23 protein-coding genes and 2 pseudogenes are annotated in these 25,699 nt (G+C 29.8%); 15 read left to right on the forward strand and 10 right to left on the reverse strand.

The genetic code is table 11. From position 1 onward, the window contains the following. Window positions 1–12 precede the first annotated feature (12 nt). The 5 genes from RRF68_RS12660 to ftsY all read left to right on the forward strand — a co-directional run bounded on the left by RRF68_RS12660 (window position 13) and on the right by ftsY (window position 3,350). Window positions 13–1,263 carry a competence/damage-inducible protein A gene (locus tag RRF68_RS12660; RefSeq protein ID WP_315944556.1) on the forward strand — a complete coding sequence of 417 codons (1,251 nt, stop codon included), beginning with the start codon at window positions 13–15 and terminating at the stop codon, window positions 1,261–1,263. A gap of 256 nt (window positions 1,264–1,519) precedes the next feature. Further along, complete coding sequence (rpmB, locus tag RRF68_RS12665; protein WP_218773071.1) at window positions 1,520–1,759, forward strand: 50S ribosomal protein L28; 240 nt, start codon at window positions 1,520–1,522, stop codon at window positions 1,757–1,759. 27 nt (window positions 1,760–1,786) lie between these two features. Further along, window positions 1,787–1,969, forward strand: a complete 183-nt coding sequence (rpmG, locus tag RRF68_RS12670) for a 50S ribosomal protein L33 (protein WP_028887391.1) — start codon at window positions 1,787–1,789, stop codon at window positions 1,967–1,969. A 37-nt stretch (window positions 1,970–2,006) separates the two neighbouring features. Further along, window positions 2,007–2,159: a DUF4295 domain-containing protein gene (locus RRF68_RS12675; protein WP_218773070.1), complete on the forward strand. Its 153-nt coding sequence runs from the start codon at window positions 2,007–2,009 to the stop codon at window positions 2,157–2,159. Between the two features lie 237 nt (window positions 2,160–2,396). Then, window positions 2,397–3,350 carry a signal recognition particle-docking protein FtsY gene (gene ftsY, locus RRF68_RS12680; RefSeq protein WP_315944557.1) on the forward strand — a complete coding sequence of 318 codons (954 nt, stop codon included), beginning with the start codon at window positions 2,397–2,399 and terminating at the stop codon, window positions 3,348–3,350. Window positions 3,351–3,650: 300 nt separating this feature from the next. Here ftsY and RRF68_RS12685 read toward each other — a convergent pair. Together RRF68_RS12685 and RRF68_RS12690 are read right to left on the reverse strand one after the other, a co-directional pair. Continuing rightward, window positions 3,651–4,940 (reverse strand): annotated as a pseudogene (locus RRF68_RS12685) (AAA family ATPase); the annotation flags it as partial. 179 nt (window positions 4,941–5,119) lie between these two features. Continuing rightward, window positions 5,120–5,938, reverse strand: a complete 819-nt coding sequence (locus RRF68_RS12690; RefSeq protein WP_315944558.1) for a hypothetical protein — start codon at window positions 5,936–5,938, stop codon at window positions 5,120–5,122. 63 nt (window positions 5,939–6,001) lie between these two features. On the opposite strand from RRF68_RS12690, the pseudogene RRF68_RS12695 reads away from it, so the two are divergent. After that, window positions 6,002–6,159, forward strand: a pseudogene (locus RRF68_RS12695) (signal recognition particle-docking protein FtsY); the annotation flags it as partial. Window positions 6,160–6,293: 134 nt separating this feature from the next. Here the strand turns inward: RRF68_RS12695 and RRF68_RS12700 are convergent. Continuing rightward, a complete protein-coding gene (locus RRF68_RS12700) occupies window positions 6,294–7,154 on the reverse strand; it encodes a YihY/virulence factor BrkB family protein (protein WP_315944559.1) in 861 nt (286 codons plus the stop codon). A gap of 206 nt (window positions 7,155–7,360) precedes the next feature. Between RRF68_RS12700 and rimO the strand changes: the two genes are divergently transcribed. Beyond that, window positions 7,361–8,713 carry a 30S ribosomal protein S12 methylthiotransferase RimO gene (gene rimO / locus RRF68_RS12705; protein ID WP_315944560.1) on the forward strand — a complete coding sequence of 451 codons (1,353 nt, stop codon included), beginning with the start codon at window positions 7,361–7,363 and terminating at the stop codon, window positions 8,711–8,713. Between the two features lie 64 nt (window positions 8,714–8,777). Continuing rightward, on the forward strand, window positions 8,778–9,515 hold the full coding sequence (locus RRF68_RS12710) for a diphthine--ammonia ligase (protein ID WP_218773066.1): 738 nt from the start codon (window positions 8,778–8,780) through the stop codon (window positions 9,513–9,515). A 311-nt stretch (window positions 9,516–9,826) separates the two neighbouring features. Here RRF68_RS12710 and RRF68_RS12715 read toward each other — a convergent pair whose 3' ends face one another. Beyond that, window positions 9,827–10,207: a DUF6122 family protein gene (locus tag RRF68_RS12715; protein WP_218773065.1), complete on the reverse strand. Its 381-nt coding sequence runs from the start codon at window positions 10,205–10,207 to the stop codon at window positions 9,827–9,829. 10 nt (window positions 10,208–10,217) lie between these two features. Then, on the reverse strand, window positions 10,218–10,772 hold the full coding sequence (locus RRF68_RS12720) for a PAS domain-containing protein (RefSeq protein WP_275314821.1): 555 nt from the start codon (window positions 10,770–10,772) through the stop codon (window positions 10,218–10,220). Window positions 10,773–10,908: 136 nt separating this feature from the next. Between RRF68_RS12720 and RRF68_RS12725 the strand changes: the two genes are divergently transcribed. The 5 genes from RRF68_RS12725 (at window position 10,909) to RRF68_RS12745 (ending at window position 16,484) form a co-directional block, all read left to right on the forward strand. Further along, the gene (locus RRF68_RS12725) at window positions 10,909–11,679 is read left to right on the forward strand and encodes a TIGR02757 family protein (protein WP_315944561.1); all 771 of its coding nucleotides are present in this window, start codon (window positions 10,909–10,911) and stop codon (window positions 11,677–11,679) included. Window positions 11,680–11,766: 87 nt separating this feature from the next. Beyond that, window positions 11,767–12,522 (forward strand): LytTR family DNA-binding domain-containing protein, encoded by a 756-nt coding sequence (locus RRF68_RS12730; protein WP_315944562.1) that lies wholly within the window; start codon window positions 11,767–11,769, stop codon window positions 12,520–12,522. Further along, window positions 12,500–15,514, forward strand: coding sequence for a histidine kinase (locus RRF68_RS12735; protein WP_315944563.1), 3,015 nt, complete (start codon window positions 12,500–12,502; stop codon window positions 15,512–15,514). Before RRF68_RS12730 ends, RRF68_RS12735 begins: the two co-directional genes overlap by 23 nt. Window positions 15,515–15,683: 169 nt before the next feature. Beyond that, window positions 15,684–15,854, forward strand: coding sequence for a hypothetical protein (locus RRF68_RS12740; RefSeq protein ID WP_275314816.1), 171 nt, complete (start codon window positions 15,684–15,686; stop codon window positions 15,852–15,854). Window positions 15,855–16,007: 153 nt separating this feature from the next. After that, window positions 16,008–16,484, forward strand: a complete 477-nt coding sequence (locus RRF68_RS12745) for a lipoprotein (RefSeq protein WP_218773060.1) — start codon at window positions 16,008–16,010, stop codon at window positions 16,482–16,484. Window positions 16,485–16,660: 176 nt separating this feature from the next. Here RRF68_RS12745 and RRF68_RS12750 read toward each other — a convergent pair whose 3' ends face one another. The 3 genes from RRF68_RS12750 to RRF68_RS12760 all read right to left on the reverse strand — a co-directional run bounded on the left by RRF68_RS12750 (window position 16,661) and on the right by RRF68_RS12760 (window position 20,471). After that, complete coding sequence (locus RRF68_RS12750; protein WP_218773059.1) at window positions 16,661–17,212, reverse strand: CPBP family intramembrane glutamic endopeptidase; 552 nt, start codon at window positions 17,210–17,212, stop codon at window positions 16,661–16,663. 48 nt (window positions 17,213–17,260) lie between these two features. Beyond that, window positions 17,261–17,923 (reverse strand): ABC transporter ATP-binding protein, encoded by a 663-nt coding sequence (locus RRF68_RS12755; protein WP_315944564.1) that lies wholly within the window; start codon window positions 17,921–17,923, stop codon window positions 17,261–17,263. Between the two features lie 85 nt (window positions 17,924–18,008). Beyond that, window positions 18,009–20,471, reverse strand: a complete 2,463-nt coding sequence (locus RRF68_RS12760) for a DUF5916 domain-containing protein (RefSeq protein WP_315944565.1) — start codon at window positions 20,469–20,471, stop codon at window positions 18,009–18,011. A gap of 218 nt (window positions 20,472–20,689) precedes the next feature. Between RRF68_RS12760 and sucC the strand changes: the two genes are divergently transcribed. Together sucC and RRF68_RS12770 are read left to right on the forward strand one after the other, a co-directional pair. Continuing rightward, window positions 20,690–21,886: an ADP-forming succinate--CoA ligase subunit beta gene (gene sucC, locus RRF68_RS12765; RefSeq protein ID WP_218773056.1), complete on the forward strand. Its 1,197-nt coding sequence runs from the start codon at window positions 20,690–20,692 to the stop codon at window positions 21,884–21,886. A gap of 90 nt (window positions 21,887–21,976) precedes the next feature. Further along, on the forward strand, window positions 21,977–22,540 hold the full coding sequence (locus RRF68_RS12770) for a hypothetical protein (RefSeq protein ID WP_315944566.1): 564 nt from the start codon (window positions 21,977–21,979) through the stop codon (window positions 22,538–22,540). A gap of 237 nt (window positions 22,541–22,777) precedes the next feature. On the opposite strand, the gene RRF68_RS12775 is transcribed toward RRF68_RS12770, so the two are convergent. Then, window positions 22,778–23,542, reverse strand: coding sequence for a hypothetical protein (locus RRF68_RS12775; protein ID WP_315944567.1), 765 nt, complete (start codon window positions 23,540–23,542; stop codon window positions 22,778–22,780). A 101-nt stretch (window positions 23,543–23,643) separates the two neighbouring features. Next, on the reverse strand, window positions 23,644–25,632 hold the full coding sequence (uvrB, locus tag RRF68_RS12780; protein ID WP_315944568.1) for an excinuclease ABC subunit UvrB: 1,989 nt from the start codon (window positions 25,630–25,632) through the stop codon (window positions 23,644–23,646). Between the last annotated feature and the right edge of the window lie 67 nt (window positions 25,633–25,699).

The raw sequence follows: 25,699 nt of genomic DNA on the forward strand, positions 1-25,699 counted from the left end.
TTTAATAAGCATATGAACGCAGAAATAATAACGATTGGAGATGAGATTCTTATAGGTCAAATTGTGGATACAAATTCACAATGGATTGGGCAGGAATTAAATAAAATAGGCGTTTCAGTATACCAAATAACCTCTATTCAAGATGAAAAGCAACATATTTTAAATGCTTTAAAAGAAGCAGAAAGTAGAGCAGATATCGTAATTATAACAGGAGGCCTTGGCCCGACAAAAGATGATATCACTAAAAAAACAATTGCCGAATATTTTAAAGACGATGAGGTTGTTGAGTATCAGGAGGTAATTGAACATATAAAAAGTTTATTCAAAAAAATAAAGCACCCTTTTAACGAAGTGCAAAGATACCAGGCACAGTTGCCATCTAAGGCAACTTTATTAATGAACTATTTCGGTACCGCGCCAGGTATGTGGTTTTATGAAAATAATACTGTTTTTGTTTCATTGCCAGGCGTGCCTTATGAGATGAAAGGATTAATTACGAATGCGGTATTGCCTAAAATTCAAGAAAAATTTAAATTACCATTTATATCGCACACAACAATAATGACGGTTGGTGTTGGTGAAAGTGTTATTGCCGAAAGAATTGAAGCGTGGGAAAATAACTTACCTGCACACATTAAATTAGCGTATTTGCCATCGTTTGGTAAAGTAAGATTGCGAATTTCAGCAAAAGGAGCTGATAAAGAATTTATAGAAAAAGAAGTCGCAAAAAGTGTTTTTGAGCTAAGTGCCTTAATTTCTGACGTTATTGTTGGTTATGATGAAGAAGCATCTATAGAAAGTAGTGTAGGTGGTTTGTTAAAGAAATTCAATAAAACGGTAAGTGTTGCTGAGAGTTTAACAGGTGGTAGAATAGGAGCTGATTTAGTTTCTGTAGCAGGATCTTCTGCTTATTTTAAAGGAGGTTTTATTACCTATACGGCAGAATTAAAAGAGCAATTACTAGGAGTGCCAATGCAATTAATTAAAGAATTTACAGTTGTAAGTAAAGAGGTTGCTAAAGAAATGGCAATTGGTTGCTTAGAGCGGTTAAAAACGGATTATGCCATTGCGGTAACAGGAAACGCTGGGCCTACTACAGATAATAACAATAAGAATGTAGGGTTGGTTTATATTGCTATTGCCGAAAAAAATAATGTAGAAGTATATGAGTTTGATTTTGGGCAACCGCGAGAGAAAGTATTAAATAGAACAGTTACAAAAGCACTAGAGTTGTTGCGAGAAAATGTTTTAAAAAATAATTAAAGCGTTGTTTTTAAGTGTCTTGCTATTAATACAAAGGTCTTTCTATAATAGTCTTCAAATATTTGATAATATAAGTTATATTTATTAAAATAATTTGTAAATTTGCCGACTGTTACGATTCCGATGGGCTAGATGCTTAGCTTCAGTTAGAATATATCAAAAATAATAAGAATTTAAATGAGTTTTTTTTGCGCAATCAATATAAATGCGTAAATTTGCACCTCGTTTAGAAATAATACTAAAAACTGTCAAGAAGATGTCTAGAGTTTGTGAACTTACAGGAAAAAAAGCTATGGTTGGGAACAATGTTTCTCACGCATTAAATAGAACTAAAAGAAAATTTAACGCTAATTTAATGACTAAGCGTTTTTATATACCAGAAGAAGATAAATGGATTACTTTAAAAGTATCTGCTTCTGCATTAAAAAATATTAATAAAAAAGGAATCTCTGCAGTAATTAAAGATGCTAGAGTAAACGGTTTCTTAACTAAGTAATTCCTTACTAGATAAAATTTTACAGAGATGGCAAAAAAAGGAAACAGAGTTCAGGTTATTTTAGAATGTACTGAACACAAAGCAACTGGTAAACCAGGAACTTCACGTTATATTACTACAAAGAACAAAAAGAACACTCCAGATAGAATGGAATTAAAGAAATTTAATTCTATCTTAAAGAAGATGACAGTTCATAAAGAAATTAAATAATTATAAGTTTTTTTAAACTTTAAATAACCCATATAACATGGCAAAGAAATCAGTAGCATCGTTACAAACAGGCGCAAAAAGGTTAACTAAAGCGATTAAAATGGTAAAATCTCCAAAAACAGGAGCTTACACATTTGTTGAAGCTATTATGGATCCTGCAAAAGTAAATGATTTTATCGCGAAAAATTAATACTTTTACTACAAAATAAACAAAAGCTACTTTCATTAGAGAGTAGCTTTTTTTTTGTGCTAAAAAACTGTATTTTTGGACGTTACCCTTCGGGTCAGGCTTTTGGCAGTCGCTCTCTGCGAGGAGCTTCAGCAATGCCGCAATCCTTAACGCGAAAGTAATCGTGTAATGACAATTTGACTATATAATAAGTTTGGTATAGTTTTTAACCTATATAAACGATTATAAAATTTAACTATGAGTTTTTTTAAGAAAATCTTCTCAAAAGAGAAAAAAGAAACATTAGACAAAGGATTAGAGAAAACAAAATCTAGTTTTTTCTCTAAACTATCTAAAGCTGTTGCCGGAAAAACAACAGTAGACGATGATGTTTTAGATAATTTAGAAGAAGTATTAGTCTCTTCTGATGTTGGTGTAGATACTACGTTAAAAATTATCGAAAGAATTGAAACTAGGGTTGCTAAAGATAAATACGTAGGAACAGAAGAGTTAAATCAGATTTTAAGAGAAGAAATTGCAGGTTTACTTTCTGAGACAAACACAAAAGACGATACCGAATTTACCGTTCCAGCAAACACAAAGCCATATGTAATAATGGTGGTGGGAGTAAACGGAGCAGGTAAAACAACTACGATTGGTAAATTAGCATCTCAGTTTAAAAAGCAAGGATTAAAAGTTGTTCTTGGAGCAGCAGATACGTTTAGAGCGGCTGCAATAGATCAATTACAGGTTTGGGCAGATAGAACAGATGTTCCTATAATTCGTCAAGAAATGGGTTCTGATCCTGCTTCTGTAGCGTTTGATACGGTTAAGTCGGGTGTAAATCAAAATGCCGATGTAATTATTATAGATACTGCAGGTCGATTACACAATAAAGTTAATTTAATGAACGAGTTAACGAAGATTAAACGTGTAATGCAAAAGGTGATTCCAGATGCACCACATGATGTTTTATTGGTTTTAGACGGTTCTACAGGTCAAAATGCTTTTGAACAAGCAAAACAGTTTACCAAAGCAACAGAAGTTACTTCTTTGGCAGTTACCAAATTAGATGGAACAGCAAAAGGAGGTGTTGTAATTGGTATTTCAGATCAATTTAAAATACCCGTAAAATATATCGGAGTAGGAGAAGGAATAGACGATTTACAAGTGTTTAATAAATACGAGTTTGTAGATTCTTTTTTTAAATAGAAAACAGCATTAAGAAAATTTAAAAACGCCACTATATAGTGGCGTTTTTTTGTGGAATATATTTATAAAGCCTGGCTAATGTTTTTGTGCAAGGTTAGTAAGGAGTTAAAAAGAATGAATTCCCGATTAAGCTAAAACTTTTTATTTTATCTTTTTTGTTCTAAAGCCAAATTAAAAGGTTTTGCGGACTCGGTTAAAAACTTTAAACTTAAGATTAAATACTTAGATCCGTATTAACTATAGCCATTTTAGGCAATCGTACTTTTTATTCTTCGAAAAGTTTTTCGACTTGCACTAATTTTATTGCTTCATATGGTCAAAATGTAATTTGTCATTCTTACTTATTAAGTTCATTAAATATTTTGAAGATTGATGTATTTCTTGCGGATTCATTGAGCCATTTATTGAATGAGAAAGAATGTTACAAACTTTAATTAATAAACCAAGTTTCGTTTTCTCATTATTACTCGTAATTTTGAAATGACTTTCAATTCGTTTTTGAAGATTACTTGTGAAAAGTAAATTTTTACCGAGTTTGAATCCATACCATTCTTCAAAAATTCTTCGCATTACATTTGGGTAGTGATAAATCTGACATTCTGATTTTAAATCTTCATCACTTTTTCTCGAAAATTCATAAATTTCTTTAAATAAATAATTATACGGTTTTTCTTTACTCGATAATTTTACCAATTCACTTAATCCATTATTTTTTCTCAATTCAAAAGTTGCAAATGATTGATTATTAACTTGTCCATAGGATAAATTGCAATAGTCTTCCCAAGAATGAGTCAGAATAAAAATCTGTTGATTTGGAAGTTCTACAAGGCTTTTCATAAGTTCCAATATGTAAAACTTATTCGAGTCATCCATACTTGAAATAGGGTCATCTACAATGATAAGTTCTATTTCAGATTTTATCTGCTTTTGTTTGTTATCAGCAAAAAGTTCAAAATAGAAAAACAGTAAGGCTAAAAGATTCTTTTCTCCTTCGCTAATATCTTTTATTATTAATGTAGTATTTTCATTAGTGCTTTTTATAATATAATTGCGGTTATCAGAATCAAGAGTGACTTTTAATGATATGTTTATATCACTAAGAATTTGTGAAACAAAATCAGCAAAATCCTTAGTAAGACTTTTTTGTTGTTTTAAGTCTTGAATTCCTTTTTGAATTTTTAAATTGTTCTCACGTTTGTATTTTATCTCTCTTACTTTGATTTCAACATTCTTTAATTTGTCCTTAATACTGACTGATTTAAATATTTCCAAACCAATAGCACCCTTTACTAATGTCGTTAGATTATTTAATTTCTTCCTTAGTTCCGATAATTGCTTGTTTTTAATTTTATTGATATTTATTATTGAATCTTCAATTTCTTGCAATATTCCTGTTAGAAGTTCAAAGTCAAAATTTTCTTGAATCTCAATTTTATCAATCTTTGATTGACACGAATTTATTAGAGATTGAATATCACTTTCCTTTTTGGTTATTACGGTAAAATATTGCTCAACTTCATTGCCAATATTAGTAGAATAAGTTTTGGCTTCTTTTTCAATAATATATATGCTTTCCAAAAAAAATTGAAGCTGTTCTCTAACTGTTTTAACTTTTTGGTTGCTTTATGTCTTTTATTTTCCTTGTAGTGAGTTATTTTAGATTTGATATTTGAATAATCTAATTTGTTATTACAAAATTTGCAATTATCACCATCTTTGTGAATTTTTATTCCCGATTCAATCCATTGAACTATTTCATATTCTGGGATTTAAATATCTTCTCCAAAATTTTCTTTAAAGATTATATTAACTTCTTCCTTTAGAGTTGTTGAAATGTTTGAAAATAATAACGGACGTAAATTTTCATTTTGTGAGATTTGCTTTTCGATTGAATTGTCAACGTTAACTTCTAGTAATTTATTATCGTCTGTTTCAATTTTTTTGGCATCTTTAAAATCTTTTTTGTAAAGTTCAATTACACGCTCAACAGTTTCATCTTTAGATTTCTTTTGAATATTAGATTTACCTTTCCTTCTATTGTGAATTGTGTCAATATCTGTTCTGATTTCCTTTTTTAATCTGACAATATTTAAATCAAGTTTGTCAATTTCTGTTTTGCTTATTATAAGTTTTTCTAATTCTTTAACCTTATTTTCTATATCAACAACTCCTTTACCAAAACTTGCTTCAATCCCTTTAATTTTTCCGTCAGTGTTTTCGAGTAATAATGAGGTTGAAATATAATCTCTATCAAACATTCTAAAATTCTCTTGATTCTTGATTGGGTTTTTTAGAAATTCATTTTTAATACCAATAGCGATTGAACTTTTTCCTTTTCCATTGTATCCAAAAAGAATGTTTTTGACACAAAAAAGTAAGCTATTCGGATTAGTGTAATCAACAAAAGATTTATGAGTGAAACTGTTTAGTTTGGTTATCATTTTTTTTAATGTATTCTTTTCTATTAATAGCCCAAATATATACCATGGTTTTTCGGTATGTTGCCTAACTCTTTCAAGAGTATAAATCTTTTTTAATAATTTATGTTCAACGCTAGCGAAGCTATCAAAAAAAGGAATAAGAATCAAACTAAAGTGTAAGTATGAAATATTTAAGATTATCCTAAATTTCAGAATAAAATGCAAAAAAAAGTAACAGAAGTAACTTCTATGGCTACCAGTAAATTAGACGGAACAGGAAAATAAGGCGTTGTGATTGGTGTTTCAGATCAATTTGAAATACTCGTAATATATATCGGAGTAGGAAAAGGGACGATTTACAAGTTTTTAATAAATACGAATTTGTAGATTATTTATGCTTTAGAAGTAAAGCTTTGCTAGCGGTTTGTTGTATAATAAACTGCTATAAACGGAGGGGGATTTACAAGCGCTTTTGTAAGTTATTATTAGATTTTTTTAAGCTCATGAGTCAAATTTTTATATGTTAACTAGTTTCAGAAATTCCGTATTTATCAGAATATACTTTTGTGAATTGAGCTCCGAATAATAAAATAAGACTTGTGTAAGAAACCCATAACATTACTAATATTACTGAGCCTGCTGCACCATAAGTCGATCCTGGTTCGGCTTTTGCAAAATAAAAAGACAATGCATATTTTCCTAACACGAACAATATAGCTGTTAATGCAGCGCCAGATTTTACAGCTTTCCATCTTACTCTAGACGATGGTAAAAATTTAAACATAGCAGCAAAAAGAAAATAAATAAAACTTAATGAAATGAGCACATCAAACATATAAGCGAGTTCTAAAAAGCCATCTGGCAGCAATCTATTTATACGTTCCGAAAATGCAGAAAGTCCGGAGGTTAAAACAAGACTTATTAATAATAAAAAACCAAAAATTAAAATAAAACCAAAACTTTTTAATCTTCCAATTAATGTAGCCAATACACCGTTAGTATATGAAGGTTTAAAATTCCATATTTTATCTAGCGCATTTTGTAATTGGTAAAAAACGCCGGTAGCTCCGTATAGTAAAGTACCAATTCCTAATGTGTTAGCTATTAAAGATGTTGATTTATCTCCTTTATCTGTCATCATTTCTTGTATGAATTTTGCAGTATCTACACCGAAAGCAATAGACATTTCATCGGTAAGCCTACCTTGAACTATTTCTCTACCCCAAATGCCTCCAACTAAATCTATTATTAAAATAAGTAATGCAGGTAATGAAAGGATAGAATAGTAAGCTAAAATTGCACTCAAATTAAAAGGATCTTTAGCTATCCAAAGATTAAAAGTTTCTAAAAATATGTTGGGTAAATCCTTGATTTTAAATGTCAATGGTAAAATATTTAATTTTTGTAATTATACAGATTAGGAACATTTCCCTTAAACGTCTGGTCACTTTTTTAAGAATACAAAATCATTTTAATGATTAATATTAAAGGTTAGCGAAGCTATCAAAAAAAGGAATAATAATCAAACAAAAGTAGTAAGTGTGTAAAATATTTAAGATGTATCTTTGCACTCTAAATTTTTATAGTATAATGCGCACAAAATCACCAAAGCAAAATAAAATAAACGTAGTTACCTTAGGCTGTTCTAAAAATATTTATGATAGTGAAGTTTTAATGGGACAATTAAAAGCCAACGGTAAAAACGTAGTTCATGAAGACCCAGAAGATGATGGTAATATTGTTGTAATTAATACTTGTGGTTTTATAGGTAAAGCCAAAGAAGAAAGTATTGATACTATTTTGCATTATGCACAGCGTAAAGAAGCAGGAGAAATCGACAAAGTATTTGTTTCTGGTTGTTTAAGTGAGCGTTATAAGCCAGATTTAGAAGCTGAAATTAAAAATGTAGATCAGTATTTTGGTACACATGAGTTACCCGAATTATTAAAGGTATTAGAAGCAGATTATAAACACGAATTAATTGGTGAGCGTTTAACAACAACACCAAAACATTATGCGTATTTAAAAATTGCTGAAGGTTGTGATCGCCCATGTTCTTTCTGTGCAATTCCTTTAATGAGAGGAAAACATAAATCGACACCAATTGAAGAAATTGTTATTGAAGCTACAAAGTTAGCAAAGAAAGGAATTAAAGAATTGATGTTAATAGCACAAGATTTAACCTATTACGGATTAGATATTTATAAAAAACGTGCTTTAGCTGATTTATTAAAAGAATTGGTAAAGGTTGACGGAATAGAATGGATTCGTTTGCATTATGCATTTCCTACAGGTTTTCCGATGGATGTATTAGACGTAATGAAAAACGAACCGAAGGTTTGTAATTATTTAGATATTCCGTTACAGCATATAAACACCGAGATTTTAAAATCGATGAAGCGTGGTACAACCCACGAAAAAACAACATCGTTGATTCATAAGTTTAGAGAAGCGGTGCCAAATATGGCAATCCGTACTACTTTAATTGTTGGATATCCGGGAGAAACTGAAGAGCAGTTTCAGGAATTAAAAGACTGGGTAGAAGAAATGCGTTTTGAAAGAATGGGAGCTTTTGAGTATTCTCATGAAGAAAATACTGGTGCTTTTGTTTTAGAAGATGATGTACCTGCGGATGTAAAGTTCCGTCGTGTAAACGAAATTATGGAAGTACAATCTCAAATTTCTTGGGAATTAAATCAAGCAAAAATCGGAAAAACTTTCCGTTGTTTATTTGATAGAAAGGACGGAGAATATTTTTACGGTCGTACAGAATTTGATTCGCCAGATGTAGATAACGATGTAATTGTAGATGCTACGAAACATTATATAAAACTAGGTGAATTTATAGATATTAAAATTGATGAAGCTGGTGATTTTGATTTGTACGGAACTCCGTTAGTGAAGCAAGAAAAGCCAACGAGCTTAAATCAAAAGAGAAAATAATTAAGAATTCAAAATCCTGCTTTTAGCGGGATTTTTTATGCTTTAAATTCTATAATTTAGCCTTATGAAAAAAGCATATTTTAATTGGAGTTCAGGAAAAGATTCGGCATTTGCATTGTATAAAGTATTGCAGCAAAAAGAATATCATATCGAAAAGTTGATAACGAATGTAAACGAAGATTATCAACGTGTTTCTATGCACGGACTTCATGAAAACTTATTAGAAGCACAAGCAGAAAGCATTGGTATTCCTTTAGAGAAAATATATTTCCCTGCGGATGTAACGATGGATTTGTATAATGAGAAAATGCTTGAAAAAACTGCAGAGTTAAAATTAATAGGATTAAATCATGCTGTTTTTGGAGATATATTCTTAGAAGATTTAAGAAAATACAGAGATACAAAATTACAAGAAGTTGGTATTACAGGCGTGTATCCGTTATGGAAACAAGACACGAAAGAATTATTGAGAGAATTTTTAGCACTCGGTTTTAAAACGATTACGGTTTGTGTAAATGCTAAAAAACTAGGAGAAGAATTTGTTGGTAGAATCATTGATGAAGATTTTATAAATGAATTACCAGATGATGTTGATGTTTGTGGTGAAAATGGTGAGTTTCATACTTTTTGTTTTGACGGACCAATTTTTAGTAAACCAATTGAATTTGAAATAGGTGAGAAATTGCTAAAATCATATACGTTAAATAAAGATGATTCTCAGAACTGTCATAAAGGCACGTCAGAAAAAGTTAAAAATTACGACACTAGTTTTTGGTATTGCGATTTAAAACTAAAAGAATAAGAGCCTGTTTAAACTTTTAATAAAGTGTTTTTTTAGATATAAACGTCATGCTGAATTTATTTCAGCATCGCATAAAATTAAGAAGGATGGCAAAATAGGATGTGAAACTGAAATAAATTCGGTTTGACGGATTCGGTTTTTAGGGTGAAATATTTTTTAACAAGTTTTAATTTTTTAAAGTTGTATCATAGGTTTTTAGCCCCGATTGAAGCATTTGTTTGAGCTCTTTTTTTGGTTTTTTTTCAAAAAAAAGCGAGTGCGTAAAGCGGGAAATAGCTTCAAATAAATTTATAGCTAGTGCTTATTTTGTTTTAAAAGAGTGCTGTTATAAACTTTAAAACTGATGTTGCTGGAGTGTTTTCGTAACACGTTTTGCAGTTGTTGTACATAAACAGGCAATCTATTAAATCGGTAAGCATGTGTAGTAAAAGACCGATACCAATTATGCGATATGGTTTTTTAAAGAACAATAAAATTACGTAGCCAATCATGGCGAAATAAGAGTGAAAAAGATGAAAGCCGAAGCTGCATCTGTTCGGCTGAAATATTGGCGTAGATAATAAATGATCTAAATCTACCAGCATGGTTGCTATTAAAATTAAGTAGACTTTTTTCCAATCACTTTTAAAAAATAAATAGGCAATTATAAGCGGAAACCCGAAGTGTAAGAAGTAGTGAATAAATGTTTGCATCTTAATAAAGTTAAGCAACTTCTCTTTCTAAGGCTAAAAAATGAGTGGTTCCTGATCTAGAAAACAACGGAAAAACATTCAACTCACATTTGTAAGTAGATTTGTCTTTTCTGTAATTAACAATAACTTCTTTAAATGGTTTATTGGCTAATATTTTTTTACGAATGCTACTTTTTGTAGCTTCAGATGTTTCTTTGCCTTGTAAAAAGTTAGCTGTTTTTTGCAAAGCATATTCTTTGTTGTAGCCTGTCATTTTTTTAAAGCCATCGCTAACCCAAATTATTTTCTTGCTGGTGTTTGTTATTACAAGAGATTCGTAAACATTGTCATTTAAAATTTCAGCAATTTCATTTTTCCAGTTAAAATTATTTGCAAGTGCTTGAAGGCTGTTTATATCTTCTTTGGTTTTGTTATCGAAAAATAAATCGTGTATTCCCCAACTTAATAAATTAATATTTTGTTTTGGAGATGGTTGTATTAGCGCCTTAGTTTCTGCATACTTTTCTTTGCTTAAAGAAGATAGGTACACATCTAAGCACATCATGTCTAACAAATTATTTTTCATAGAAGTTAAGTTAATTAATATTGTAAAAGTAAGGAATTAATGTTTTTAAAAATCTTTAAACTGAATAATGTACAACATATTTTGTCTTGGATTATAGCTACTTGTATAAAGACATACAATATGATTATATTTGAATATGAATTTAGATTTTAAAGAATTAAAAGAGTTTTTAGACGCCAAAGTTATTGAGTTTAATACTCCTAATTTTATAGCTGAAGACCCTATTTCTATTCCGCATAAATTTTCATTAAAAGAAGATATTGAAATAGCTGGTTTTTTAGCAGCAACAATTGCCTGGGGTAATAGAAAGATGATTGTTAAAAACGGGAACCGTATAATTGATTTACTAGATAATTCGCCCTACGATTTTATAATGAATCACCAAGATTCTGATTTAGATAGGTTAGAGGGGTTTGTTCATAGAACTTTTAATCCTATCGATTTAAGATTTTTTATAAAGGCTTTAAAAAATATTTATGAGAACCGTAACGGTTTAGAAGCTATTTTTACAAATCATGCTTCAGAAAATTCTTTGCAACCAGCAATTCATGAGTTTAAAAAAATATTCTTTGAAATAGCGCATCCGGCAAGAACAACAAAACATGTTTCGGATCCTTATAAAGGTTCTGCTGCTAAAAAAATTAACATGTGGCTAAGATGGATGATTAGAAATGATGAAACAGGGGTAGATTTTGGACTTTGGAAAGGTGTTTCTCCTTCAGTTTTATCATGTCCTTTAGATGTTCATTCTGGCAATGTAGCACGAAAGTTAGGAATGTTAACTCGCAAACAAAATGATGCAAAGGCACTATTAGAATTAGATACCTCTTTACGAAAATTAGATAAAGATGATCCGGTGAAGTACGATTTTGCTTTATTCGGATTAGGTGTTTTTGAGAAATTTTAAAATAATTAGAATAACTTTAAAACGGCTATTTGCAGCGTAAACTAATTCAGAAATGTATAAGATCTCTAATAAACTAAATTTACAGCTATGATAAAAACAATTATTGTTGATGATGAATACAATGCTAGAGAGTTTTTAGAAAAGTTATTAAATAGATATTTACCAAATCAGTTTTTAATACTTGATAAATGCGAAAGCGTTGATACAGCTATTGTAGCTATTGAGAAGCACGAACCTGAATTAGTTTTTTTAGATATAGAAATGCCTAATAAAAACGGATTTCAATTATTAAAAGAAATTGAAAAAAGAAGGTTTGATATTATTTTTACCACAGCTTATTCTGAATATGCGATTAAAGCAATTAAAGAAAACGCTTTAGATTATTTATTAAAGCCTATAAACTATATAGATTTGTTAGAAACGGTTAAACGTTATAAGCTAACATTAAAAAATAACGTTCAGGATAATAATTTAAAAGAGATACTAAATCAAATAGATATAGGTGACACTAATTTTAATAAAATAGCCTTACCAACAGATTCGGGTTATGAAATTGTAAATCCTAATAAAATATTATACTGCCAAGCAGATAGTAATTACAGTTCTGTAACGCTTGTAAACGGTAAAAAAATAACGTTGTCTAAAACATTAAAATATATTGATGAATTATTGCCGAAGACTAATTTTCATCGAATTCATAAATCGTACTTAGTAAACTTAAACCACGTTGTTCGTTTTAATAAAACGGTAGATTTATATTTAGAATTAAATAACGGAGAACAGCTACCAATAGCATCAAGAAAAAAAGAAAGCTTTTTAAATGCGATACTTCATAAAAAATAAACTACTAATTTTTGTTTGTTTGTTATGCTATCAGTTAGCATTTACACAAACATATACTTCTAAAAACTATACTACTTTAGATGGTTTACCTAATAAAAGTATTTATGCTATAAAAAAAGATAGTAGAGGTTTTTTGTGGGTGGGTACTGGTGCTGGCATTTCTAAAATTAACAATGATGTAATCACAAATTTTTATGAGGAAGATGGTTTAGCATATAATAATTGTTGGGCTATTGAAGAAGATAGTAATAAAAACATGTGGTTTGGAAGTTATGGAGGAGGTTTAACTTTTTTTGATGGTAAAAATTTTTCAGTCTTAAACACATCAAGCGGATTAATTAATAACCATATTCGTAAGTTGTTTTCTTATAAAGAAGATGTTTTTGTAGGTACAAAAAACGGTGTATCTGTTATAGATATTAATTCTAAGAGTATTACAAATTTAGTGTATGAAAAAGATGATAGGTTTCAAGTAATGGGCTTCTTTGTATATGAAAACGAAGTTTATATTCAAACTTACCGAAGTGGTTTATGGAAATACGATAAAAATAATAAGAAACTAATCTTTTTACACCATAAATATAATAGTGTTTTTTCGATATTTAAGTTGGATAACGCGTTGTTCGTTAGTTTTGATGGGTTTGCTTACAAAAACAAATCTATTAAGAAATTTAATATTCAAGATTATATAAGCGGAATTAAACCAACTAGTGAGTTTGGAAATAGTGTTTTTTGGAGTTATATAGCTGATAATAAGCAAAATATCTACGGAGTTGCAGATGGGATCAATTATCCTACTGGCGGACTTTATGAAGTATCTAATAAATCGGTATCAAAGCAAAACACTTTGTTAAATATTAAGAGCACCAAACAATGGTGTATTGATTATGATAAAAGCAATAATAATTTATATGTTGGTACTTTAGATAAAGGAGTGTTTAAAGTTAATTTGAATAAAGAAATAGCCTCTTTTAATGAGGTTAAAAATGTTATAGACATAGAAGTTAAAGATACTATAACTTATGTTTTATCAGAAAAAGGATTATACATAAAATCAAAAAATAGTACTAGTTATATTTTACCTAAAGATTTTTATTCAAAAAAAAACTATTTTTTTAATCATAATAAAACACTAATATCTGAAGAAGATGCGAGGGGTCGATTTCAAAACAATAGTCTTAAAAATATAGAATTCAGAAGTATTAAAAAAATTAATGATGATATATGGGTTAATACTACAATTGGATTATTTAAACTGTCTGAACAGAACTCAATAGAAAAATATTTACCTATTTACACAGATTCGTTTTACTTTACATCAAAAAATGCTGCTTTTTTTCAAAGACGTTACTCACATGTTTATGCATTAGAAAATCTTCATAAAAAGGTAGAAACAATCATTTTTGATCTTAAAAATAAAGAGAATCCTAGAGATGTTGTTTCGATTGAGAAAGTAAACAATCAGTTATATTTCTTATCAAAATCTTCAGGTCTTTATAAATATCAAAACGAAAAATTTATTTCATTTCTAAAAAATGATATTTGGGATGAAAAAGAACTCACTCAAGCTGTTGTTAATAATCAAGATCAATTAGTAATAGGTACCTCTAGAGGTGATGTTTTTATAACTGAAACCTTAGATGATTTTAAAGTAGTAAAAACTATTAAAAATAAAAATATTATAGGTAATAGTATCTTATTTTTAAATATATATAATAATTATTTAATTATAGGAACCGAAAGAGGAATTAATCTTTATAAGGATGATAATATCACTTTTTTAGATAAAGAGCAGGGTTTAAATAATACATTATTTACATCGGCAGTTATAGCTAAAAATAAATTATTGGTTGGAAGCGAAATTGGATATTACGATATAGATTTAGATAAAGTTATAGCGAATCATAAAGCAAAAACATATAATTTTAGTATTACAGATATACAGGTAAATTATGAGAAAATAGCTTCGTATAATTATCATTGGTTTCAATACTTTAAAAAAACGATAGAACTACCATATAATAGAAATACAATATCTTTTACATATGTGGTTAAAAACCATCCGTATCCTAATAAATTAAAATATAGGTATAAAATAACGTCTATTGAAAATAGTAAATGGAGTAATTGGACTGTTGATAATACAATACATTTAAACTATTTAAAAAATGGTAATTATAATGTAATAGTAGAAGTTAAAGATTACAGTACTGGTCAAACCTATGCTGAAAATATATTAGAAATAACGATACTTCCTCCTTTTTGGAAAACATGGTGGTTTATGTGTATTTGTATAATTGTTGTACTATTTGTTCTTTATAGTATTTATAAAATTAGAGTTAGAAGAATTAAAAAAGAAGAAGTTTTAAAAGAAGCTATTTATAAAAGAGTATCAGAAACTAAAATAGAAGCTTTACAAAGTCAAATGAATCCTCATTTTATTTTCAATGCAATGAACTCTATTCAGAATTTTATTATTGATAACGATATCGATAATTCATTAAAATACATGGGAGAGTTCTCTAAATTAATACGAAAAACACTTTATAATTCATCACTTCAATATATTAGTTTAGCAGATGAAATTAGTTATTTGCAAACGTACATTGAGTTAGAAAATTTACGTTTTCAAACTAAAATTTATACTTCAATAATATCTAATAATTTAGATACAGAAGAAATTGCAGTTCCACCAATGTTATTGCAGCCAATAATAGAGAACGTATTTAAACATGCCTTTAATATTAAAGTTGAAAAACCATTATTAACAATAGAGTTTACCCAAAATAATGATTCACTAATTTGTGAAATTACGGATAATGGTAGCGGCTTTGATGCTAATAGTACAAAAAGTAAATCAAAAGGAATTAAGTTGGTAAAAGAGCGTTTACATTTATTAAACCTACCAGAGGACTCGCTAGCAATAACATCAATAGCTTTAAAAGGTACGGTAGTAACGGTAACTTTAAAAATGCGTACGTTAAATAATTAGTAATAAAATAAGTGTTTTATTTCTTTTTCTTTGAAGTATAACATCTACTGTTGATTCAATAAAAATTTCTTATTTAATATAAAAAGTGAACTAAAACTGTGCTAGGGGGAATAGTTTTTTGCTTTATATGCTATCAGTAGAATTTTAATTCTAAAAATAAAAAGAGCTTATGGAAATATCATTACACAGAAGAAAAAGAACATCTAATAGTTTAGTAACGGTTAAGTTTTTAATTATACCTGTAATACATGGAGGTGTTATCTACTGGCTTAAAAAAGTTAAAGTAGTAAAACATTTTAATGGGTTTTCTTATCAGATAACCAATGTACAATCAGTGTAGGTTTTTGCTAGTTATAGTTATGATAAACTAAATCGCTAAAACTACTTTATAAGAAAAATAGAACGATTACTTTAAAAACCTATGCGTTAAATAAGTAGCGAAAAAATATGTGTTTTATTTCTTTTTCTTTGAGGAAACTTTAAAATAAATAAAATGAAAAAAACATTACTTTTTACATTACTATTATTAACATTGGCTAGTTGTTCTTCTTTAAGAACAGGGGTGTCATCTATACCAATGTATGCTCCTAAAGCAGAGATAAACCCTATCAGAGCAAATGTTGATATTGACATGGATAAAAAACTAGTAGGAAAATCAACATCTTCTTACTTTTTATTATTTAGAGTAAATGGAGATAATAAGTTTGCAGATGGAATGTCATATTCATCAGAGTCTAAATTATCAGGAATTTTAAATGCCAGAGAAAATAAAACAAAATCTTCAGCAGCTTATAATGCTTTACATAATTCAGGAGCAGACATTATTGTTCATCCTAATTATGTTGTAGAGATAAAGAATTATATTTTGTTTAAGCAAATTAATGTAACTGTTTCAGGGTATGCAGGTTACTTTAAGAAATTTTATCAAAAAGAGTATTCTGATAATGATGAGGAAACAGTAAGAAAGTAATAAAACAACAACCTACTGTTAATAAAAAAGATACTTTTAAGAATATCATCAATGAAGTGTAAAAGATAAAAAAAGGGGATTTATCTTAACTTTTAAATGTTATGAAAATTAAAAGGTTTTAGTAAAAAATTCTCAGTAGGTTGTTCTTAAAATAGCACATTTATATGTGCTATTTTTTACATTAAATCAGTAGTAAAAGTAATTAAAACAAAAAACACATTATAACTAGCGTGTAAAAGCATACTCCAGGTTAAACCGAAGCGAACTCTAATAAAACCTAAATAACCGCCTAGTATAATCTGCGGTGCTACTAAAATAGGCGCAAGTAAAAGTACATTTGTTGTTATTCCGAAATTAGATAAATGGATAAATCCAAAAATTAAAGCGAAGGCATAAAAAACTACTTTAAAATATTTCTTACTTTTAAATAATGTAATAGGAGCTCTAAATAATAATTCTTCTAATAAAGGGGCCGCTATTCCTGCATATAAAAAGACTTTTATTTTAGACATTCTTTTCATTAAATCTTCCATGGCATGCGTATTCATGTCAACTAAACCCAAATACTCTATTAAAGCAAATAAAGGTGTTAAAGCTGCACCTGTAAGTATGCTAATAATAAGTAAATGCAAGAATTTTTTGAATCGATAAGAATTCTCTTGATTTGTATCTTTTTCTAATACCGGGTTTTTTAAGTACCCAACTAATTCTTTAAATGTATCTTTCATAATAAACTTTATTTACTTGTTAGTAGTAAAAAAGATTAGTTTGTTACATTAACCTACAATGACTCCATCTTTCATAGTTAAAGTACGATCGGCCATTTTAGCCAATTCTTTGTTGTGGGTAACCAGTACAAAAGTTTGTCCGAATTTATCTCTTAACTCAAAAAATAAGTTGTGTAAGTTTTCTGCAGAAGTAGAATCTAAATTACCAGAAGGTTCATCAGCAAAAATAACAGCAGGCTCATTTATTAAAGCCCTAGCAACTGCTACACGCTGTTGCTCACCGCCAGAAAGTTCATTAGGTTTGTGGTTTTCTCTATGTGACAAGCCTAAGAAAGACAATAATTCTTTAGCCCTTTTTTCGGTAGTTATTTTAGATTTGCCACCAATAAAAGCAGGAATACAAACGTTTTCTAAAGCTGTAAATTCAGGTAGTAATTGATGAAATTGAAAAATAAAACCAATGTGTTTGTTTCTAAAAGACGAAACTTCTTTGTCACTTAAACCTTTTATAGCACTATTGTTAACCAATAACTCATAGTTTTTATTTACTTGAGGTTTATCTAAGGTTCCTAAAATTTGAAGTAATGTAGTTTTTCCTGCTCCCGAAGGACCAACAATAGCTACAATTTCTCCTTTTTTAATATGAAGATTAACACCTTTTAAAATTTCAACTTCTCCATAATGTTTATGGATGTTTTTAGCAATAATCATAGTTATATATTCAATGTAACGAATGTATAAAAAAGAAATCAGATAGCGTTTAAAGGTTATCTGATTTCAAGTTATATATAAGAAGTTAAAAAATGTTTTTCAAGTTGTTGTAGTCGATAAAATACACAAAACGAACAGAAAATGTATGTCGGTTAGACTCTTTTAAAAGAGAATTTAAATTCTCAGAAAAGTTCTGATTTGCATTATCATTAAAGTTTGATATAGAATTTCTGTAAAAAGCAATTAATTGACTGCCAGGAGCAAATTGCCACAAATAATTTACATCTAAATTCCAACTATTAAAATTTGTATCATTGTTATCATTGTAATCACTCGGTATTAATTCACCTTCGTTACCTAAAGTATAATATTGGTTTTCATAAGGTACTTTACTCCAGTTGTGTCTAAAAGACATCGAAAGAGATGATTTTGTATTAAAGCTATATTTACCTGTTAAAGAATTGTCATAAGTAGTCCAATCTCTTTGTCCAAATATTGTTTCATCTAAAAAAGGTGCAAGCGTAGCGTTTTCATCTATGTCGCTCTGACTAACTACGGTAGTAAAACCCTGATCGTTATTAGTTTGATTATACCTAAAGGCATAAATTAAAGAAAATTTATTATTAAATCGGTATCTTGGTGATACTCTAAATCCATAACCTTCTTTAGGATTGTCTTTAAAAAAGTTGTAATACCAATCATAATCTATGGCAAACTTTTTTCTGTAATCAGTAGATCCCCAATGATTAATATTTACTCTTTGTGGTCTTTTAAAATAGATACCACTTGTGTTACCTTGCCTTGGTTCGTTAAAATCTTTACTTTCACTATTGTAGTTTATGTTTCCACCAAAACCAAAACGATTTTTGGTTTGTGCACGAAAAGATAAATTTTGATATCTACCAATATACGTACCTGATTCATGTAAGAAATTAATATTGTAGGATGTACTTATTCTGTAGCTATTAAATATTCCCTTAGGTTTTAACGTTTCATAAGAAGCAAAACCATAAAGAGTTTGTTCGTTATTGTTAAATAAAATACCTAAATCATTTGGATTAAAATCTTTATTTTCAAAATTATAACCAATTTCACCTCTCCAATTACCAGATTGTTTACCTACACTAGTATCAAAAGTATAACCGGTGTTAGGGTTGTCTTCATCGTCATAAATATTACTCATTTTAAAAGAACCATCAATATTGTAATTACTTCCTTTATCCTCAACATGCCATAGTAAACCAGAAACGTTTGCGTCTCTAAAGTTACCATTTCTAGTAACATTGGTATTAATTAATGTAACTGATGAATTTTGATTAAACTGTTGATCTAGCACTAAAATATTATAATTAGAAAAAGGGTTTATAACTTCTTTTCTTCTTTTTTTAGTACTGTTGTTTTCAATAATAGCTTCTGTTTTATCAGTAATAGCGTTAAAAAAACCAATACCTAAGCCTCCTTTGGTTCTTCCAGAAATTTTTATAGCATTTAGCATTTGAACTTTTTCAGGAGAATCTATTAAGGTTTCGGTGTTTTCATCTACAGAAGCAGATGCAATGGGAGCGCCTCCAATTCGACGAGAGTAAAATAAACGACCTTTGGTAAACAGCTCAGTTCCTTCTGTAAAAAACTGTCTTTGTTCAGAAAACTGCTGTTCAAAAGGCCCTAAATTTAAACTAACATCATCAAAACCAACTTGCCCAAAATCAGGAATTAAAGTCGCATCTAGTGTAAAATTTTCGGTAAGACCATATTTAACATCCATACCAACACTCCAGTCAAAATCAGTTTTCCCTTCAAAAGAAGTTGTTGTTGCTGATGCATATGGATAAAAATTTAAACGAGTAGGAGGTGTAATGTTTTTAAAATTTTCAATTAAACCATCATACTGTGTCCAGCTTCCTTGTGTGTTATCAATAGGGTTCCAAGTAAAACGTGCATTTAAGTTTTTAACTTCTCTATGAAAATTTACACCCCAAGATTGTATTGGTCTGTTAGCAAAACGCAAAGCACGATAAGGTATTTTCATTTCTACAGCCCAATGATCGGCATTTACTTTAATGGCGCTTTTCCAGACGGCATTCCAATTATAATCTTCATTTCCAGATGAAACTTTCGAATCTACCTGAACGCCAGATGCTGTTACAATAAACATAGTAGGGTTTTGCCCGTCATCATTTGGGTTTATCATCAACATAAAAAAATCAGAATTCCCAATATTGTCTCTACTGTTAAATTCAGCAGGTATTAAGGAAGTATCGGGTGTATACATTTTAGCACTCACATAAATAGCCTGATCATCGTACACTAATTTAACTTCTGTTTTATGAGTGTTTGGTGCTTTTTCGCCATTTGTAGGGCGCAGCATTATAAAATCTTTTGCAACAGGAACGTTGGTCCATAAAGCTTCATTTATAATTCCGTCAATCTTTGGGGGAGAAGACACGCGCGTAGCGTTCATTTTTTTTCTATTCTGATTAATTTCTTGAGCTTTAACTCCTTTAGAAAAAAACAAAATAACAAATAGTAAGGTGGTACTTTTATACATAGTTAGTTTGTAGCGTAAAATAATTTGCGAAAATATTTATGAATTACGCCTGTAAATCATAAAATCATGTTAATTACTTTAAAGACATGTTAAAAAAAGAACTGTTACAGTTAAAATGTTAAAGAAATGTGAAAATAAAAGTTGTAATAATTATTGTAAATAGTAATGTATTATAAATTGAATTTGTATTTTTGTTCGACTTTAAAAATTCATATCTAATGAACTTACACGAATATCAAGGTAAAGAAATATTAAACAGTTTTGGGGTTCGTATTCAACGCGGAGTTGTTGCAAATACACCAGAAGAAGCTGTTGAAGCGGCAAAGAAATTAACAGAAGAAACAGGTACAGGTTGGCACGTAATTAAGGCACAAGTACACGCAGGTGGTCGTGGAAAAGGTGGTGGAGTTAAGTTGGCTAAAAACTTAGATGAGGTAAAAAGTATTTCTAATGATATTTTAGGAATGATGTTAATTACTCCTCAAACTTCAGCTGAAGGTAAATTAGTAAACCAAGTTTTAATCTGTGAAGATGTATATTACCCTGGTGCAAGTGAACCAGATGAATATTATATGTCAGTTTTATTAAACCGTGCAACTGGTAGAAACATGGTTATGTATTCTACAGAAGGTGGTATGGATATTGAAACTGTTGCTGAAGAAACACCACACTTAATTTTTACAGAAGAAATTGATCCTGCTTTAGGATTAATGCCTTTTCAAGCACGTAAAATTGCTTTTAACTTAGGTTTAAGTGGTGCTGCATTAAAAGAAATGACAAAGTTTGTTACTGCTTTATATACTGCGTATGTAAAATCAGATTCGGCAATGTTCGAAATTAACCCAGTGTTAAAAACATCAGATGATAAAATAATGGCTGTTGATGCTAAAGTTACTTTAGATGAAAACGCTTTATATCGTCATAAAGATTATGCTGCAATGCGTGATATTCGTGAAGAAAATCCTATTGAAGTAGAAGCGAAGGCTGCTGGTTTAAACTATGTAGATTTAGATGGTAATGTTGGATGTATGGTAAACGGAGCTGGATTAGCAATGGGAACTATGGATTTAATTAAACAAGCAGGTGGTGAACCAGCTAACTTTTTAGATGTTGGTGGTACTGCAGATGCGGAACGTGTTGAAAAAGCTTTCGGAATTATCTTAAAAGATACGAACGTAAAAGCAATTTTAGTAAATATTTTTGGAGGAATCGTTCGTTGTGATCGTGTTGCTCAAGGAGTTGTAGATGCATACAAAAGTATGGGAGACAGAATTAATGTACCTATTATTTGTCGTTTACAAGGAACAAATGCTAAAGAAGCAAAAGAATTAATTGACAATAGTGGAATGGAAATTATTTCTGCTACTGAGTTTCAAGAAGCTGCAGATAAAGTTGCAGAAGTTTTAGGAGCTTAATAATTAGTTTTTAGTTAAATATATAGGAAAACCCTCACTTTTAAAGTGAGGGTTTTTTGTTTTATCTTGTTGCACTATAAATACTACATAATGAGAAAATTATTAATCCTTATTTTACTTCCTTTTCAATTACTAGCACAAGAAAAATCAAATTCCGTCTTGTTTTGGAATACTTTACAAACTCATTGTGGAAAAGCATTTGAAGGAAAAATAATAGCAGGAGCAAAAGAAGGCGATGGATTTACAGGAGAGAAATTAGTAATGCATGTTCGTTCTTGTAAAGAGAACACGATTAGAATTCCGTTTTTTGTAGGTGATGATAAATCTCGTACTTGGGTTTTTACCATGAATACTGATAAGTTAATACAGTTAAAACACGATCATCGACACAAAGATGGCTCGGAAGATAAAATTACGCAATATGGAGGTTCAAACCCCAATACTGGATTACCAAACATTCAGTTTTTTCCTGCGGATAAACATACAGCCAATTTAATTCCGTATGCTTCTAATAATGTTTGGTGGGTTACGATTGATAAAACAAGTTTTACGTATAATTTACGTAGAATAGGAACCGACAGATTGTTTTCTGTAACCTTCGATTTAACAAAAGAAATAGAGACACCAAGTGCTCCTTGGGGAAGTGAAAATTAATTTTTGACTATTACGTCAATAATTGCTAAAACGATACTATATAAATATTTTAGCTACTGATTGATTTTTTAAGAGATATGGTTGTTATTTTTAGGTTTCGTTATTGGATTTGTATAAGTATAGTTGCAGGTTTAAGTACTAAATGCAGTAATAATTAATGATCTATAAAATCCGTGAGAATTTTTGTAACTAGCCTAGAACCAGTAATAAATTATATACGATATTGTGTGAAGTATTTTAGTTTTTCCATTCATAATTGTCAACCTTACTTAAAAATTTAAAAAATTGAAAACCAAATTCTGATATGTAAATCAAAAGTTTTTCTAAGAGTTTATAATTTAATTTTAATTCTATTATTTCATTCTCAAGTTTGTTTAATGAGAATAAATGCTCAAAAAGTGATTTATAATATTTGTCTTTAGGGATTTTCGAAGTTTCTAGTTTGCCTTTGCAATGAATCATAGAATGTCTGACTTCAGAGATTATTTTAAAGAATTCACTAAGCTTAAAATTATTGTTATTTTGTTTTGAATATTTTGTAAATTCTTTTCCGCAAGCTTTTTTGATTAACTTGAAAATCTCGTCACCTCCACTCAGTTTCTTTCTCGAATAATCTTTGTCTGGTTTTAAACCTTCTCTGAAATTTGTGTCAGTTTGTATTTTTATGTAGACGAAGTCCTTTAATAGTTTTTCAAATACCTCGAAAGATTGAGCAAATGCAAGTCCAAACTCTCTAGAAAGAATGTTTTCAATTTCCAAAGAATAATTTTCTTTAAATGTTGATTTTTTAATTCCAGTATGAAAATTAATTTTAGACCCATTATCAGTTGATGCTGTCCAATCTCCAATAATCAAAGCTGTTCCAAATAATAATCCAGCTTTTTCACTTGTGTACCTTTCTACATCCTGTAATAAAACTTTATTAAGTCTTTTAGCTGTATGTTTTAATTCTATAATAGATTCAAAAAAAATGTCAAGATGTTTTTTATATGGATTTGTCATTTTCGATATTGCACAACGTTTAGATATCCATTATTTCAATGATGGATATCATTTTCTAGCTAATTTACTTGTTTTAACTTTAATAATCAACGCAAATATTTCTACAAATTCTTTCTCAAAATAGCAATTTCATCACGTAATTGTGCGGCAACCATAAAATCTAAAGACTTAGCGGCTTCTTCCATTTGTTTACGTTTGGCACGAATACGTTTTTCTATTTCTTCTTTAGGTAAGTATTCTAAATCTTGCTCTGCAGCTTTCTGTATCGCGTTATCGTATTGATAAGTAGCTGTGGTATCTTTAGAAAGCGTATTGTCTAGTTTTTTATTTATTTGTGTTGGTGTAATTCCGTTTTTAGTATTGTAATTAATCTGTTTTTCACGCCTACGATCGGTTTCATCCATGGTGCGTTGCATACTATTGGTAACTTTATCGGCATATAAAATTGCGAGCCCGTTTACATTTCTTGCTGCTCTACCAACAGTTTGGGTAATAGATCGGTGGCTACGTAAAAAACCTTCTTTATCAGCATCTAAAATAGCAACTAATGATACTTCAGGTAAATCTAAACCTTCACGAAGTAAGTTTACACCAATTAAAACATCAAATATTCCCTTACGTAAATCTTGCATTATTTGTACGCGCTCTAACGTATCAACATCCGAATGTATATAACGACAACGAACCTGAATCCTGGTTAAATATTTAGCCAATTCTTCAGCCATTCGTTTAGTTAAAGTGGTAACTAAAGTACGTTCGTCTTTTTCTACACGAATTTGAATTTCTTCAATTAAATCATCAATCTGATTCAAACTTGGGCGAACTTCTATTACAGGATCTAATAATCCGGTAGGGCGAATTACTTGCTCTACAAAAACACCTTCGGTTTTTTGCAATTCATAATCGGCAGGCGTTGCAGAAACATAAATTACTTGATTTTGAAGCATTTCAAATTCATCGAACTTTAACGGACGATTATCCATCGCAGCAGGTAAACGGAATCCGTATTCTACCAAGTTTTCCTTTCTACTTCTATCACCACCATACATGGCGTGTGTTTGCGGAATGGTAACGTGACTTTCATCAATAACCATTAAATAATCTTCCGGAAAATAATCTAATAAACAGAACGGGCGCGTACCAGGATCTCTACCATCTAAATAACGAGAATAGTTTTCGATACCCGAGCAGTAACCTAATTCACGAATCATTTCTAAATCGAATTCGGTACGTTCTAACAATCGTTTAGCTTCTAGATGTTTACCTATTTCTTTAAAATAATCTACCTGTTTAACCATGTCTTCCTGTATTTTATGAATCGCGTTTTGCAATACATCAGGCGAGGTAACAAATAAGTTTGCAGGGTAAATGGTTAGTTCGGTTAATTTTTCAATTACTTGATTGTTCTCAATATTAAAAGTTTCAATTTCTTCAATTTCATCACCAAAAAAATGCACACGATAACCGCTATCTCCGTACGACGGATAAATAGTAACAACATCACCTTTTACTTTAAAAGTTCCGCTTTTTATCTCTATTTCAGTTCTAGAATACAAACTGGTAACCAATTGATGTAAGAATTTTGTGCGCGAAATTTGCTGATCTACTTCAATCGGAATTACATTTTTCTTAAACTCATTCGGATTTCCGATACCATACAAACAAGAAACAGATGCAATTACAATAATATCTCTACGACCCGAAAGTAGGGAAGAAGAAGTACTAATTCGCAAACGTTCTATTTCATCATTTATAGATAAATCTTTTTCGATAAAAGTACCTGTAACAGGAATATATGCTTCTGGCTGATAGTAATCATAATAAGAAACAAAATACTCTACAGCATTGTTCGGAAAAAATTGCTTAAACTCAGAATATAATTGAGCTGCCAATGTTTTGTTGTGTGCCAACACCAAGGTAGGTCGGTTTACTTCGGCAACAACATTGGCAACAGTAAAGGTTTTACCAGAACCCGTAACACCCAATAATGTTTGGTGTTTCTCGTTGGTATTTAATCCGTTTACTAATTGTTTTATTGCTGTAGGCTGATCGCCGGTAGGTTTAAAATCTGAGTGTAATTCAAAGTCCATACAACAAAAATACGGATAGTTTTATTGATATACTATTGATGATTTAGAAGTAATTTACGTGGTAATT

The organism is Tenacibaculum sp. HL-MS23 (genome assembly GCF_032463465.1).
Lineage (GTDB): Bacteria > Bacteroidota > Bacteroidia > Flavobacteriales > Flavobacteriaceae > Polaribacter > Polaribacter bernardetii.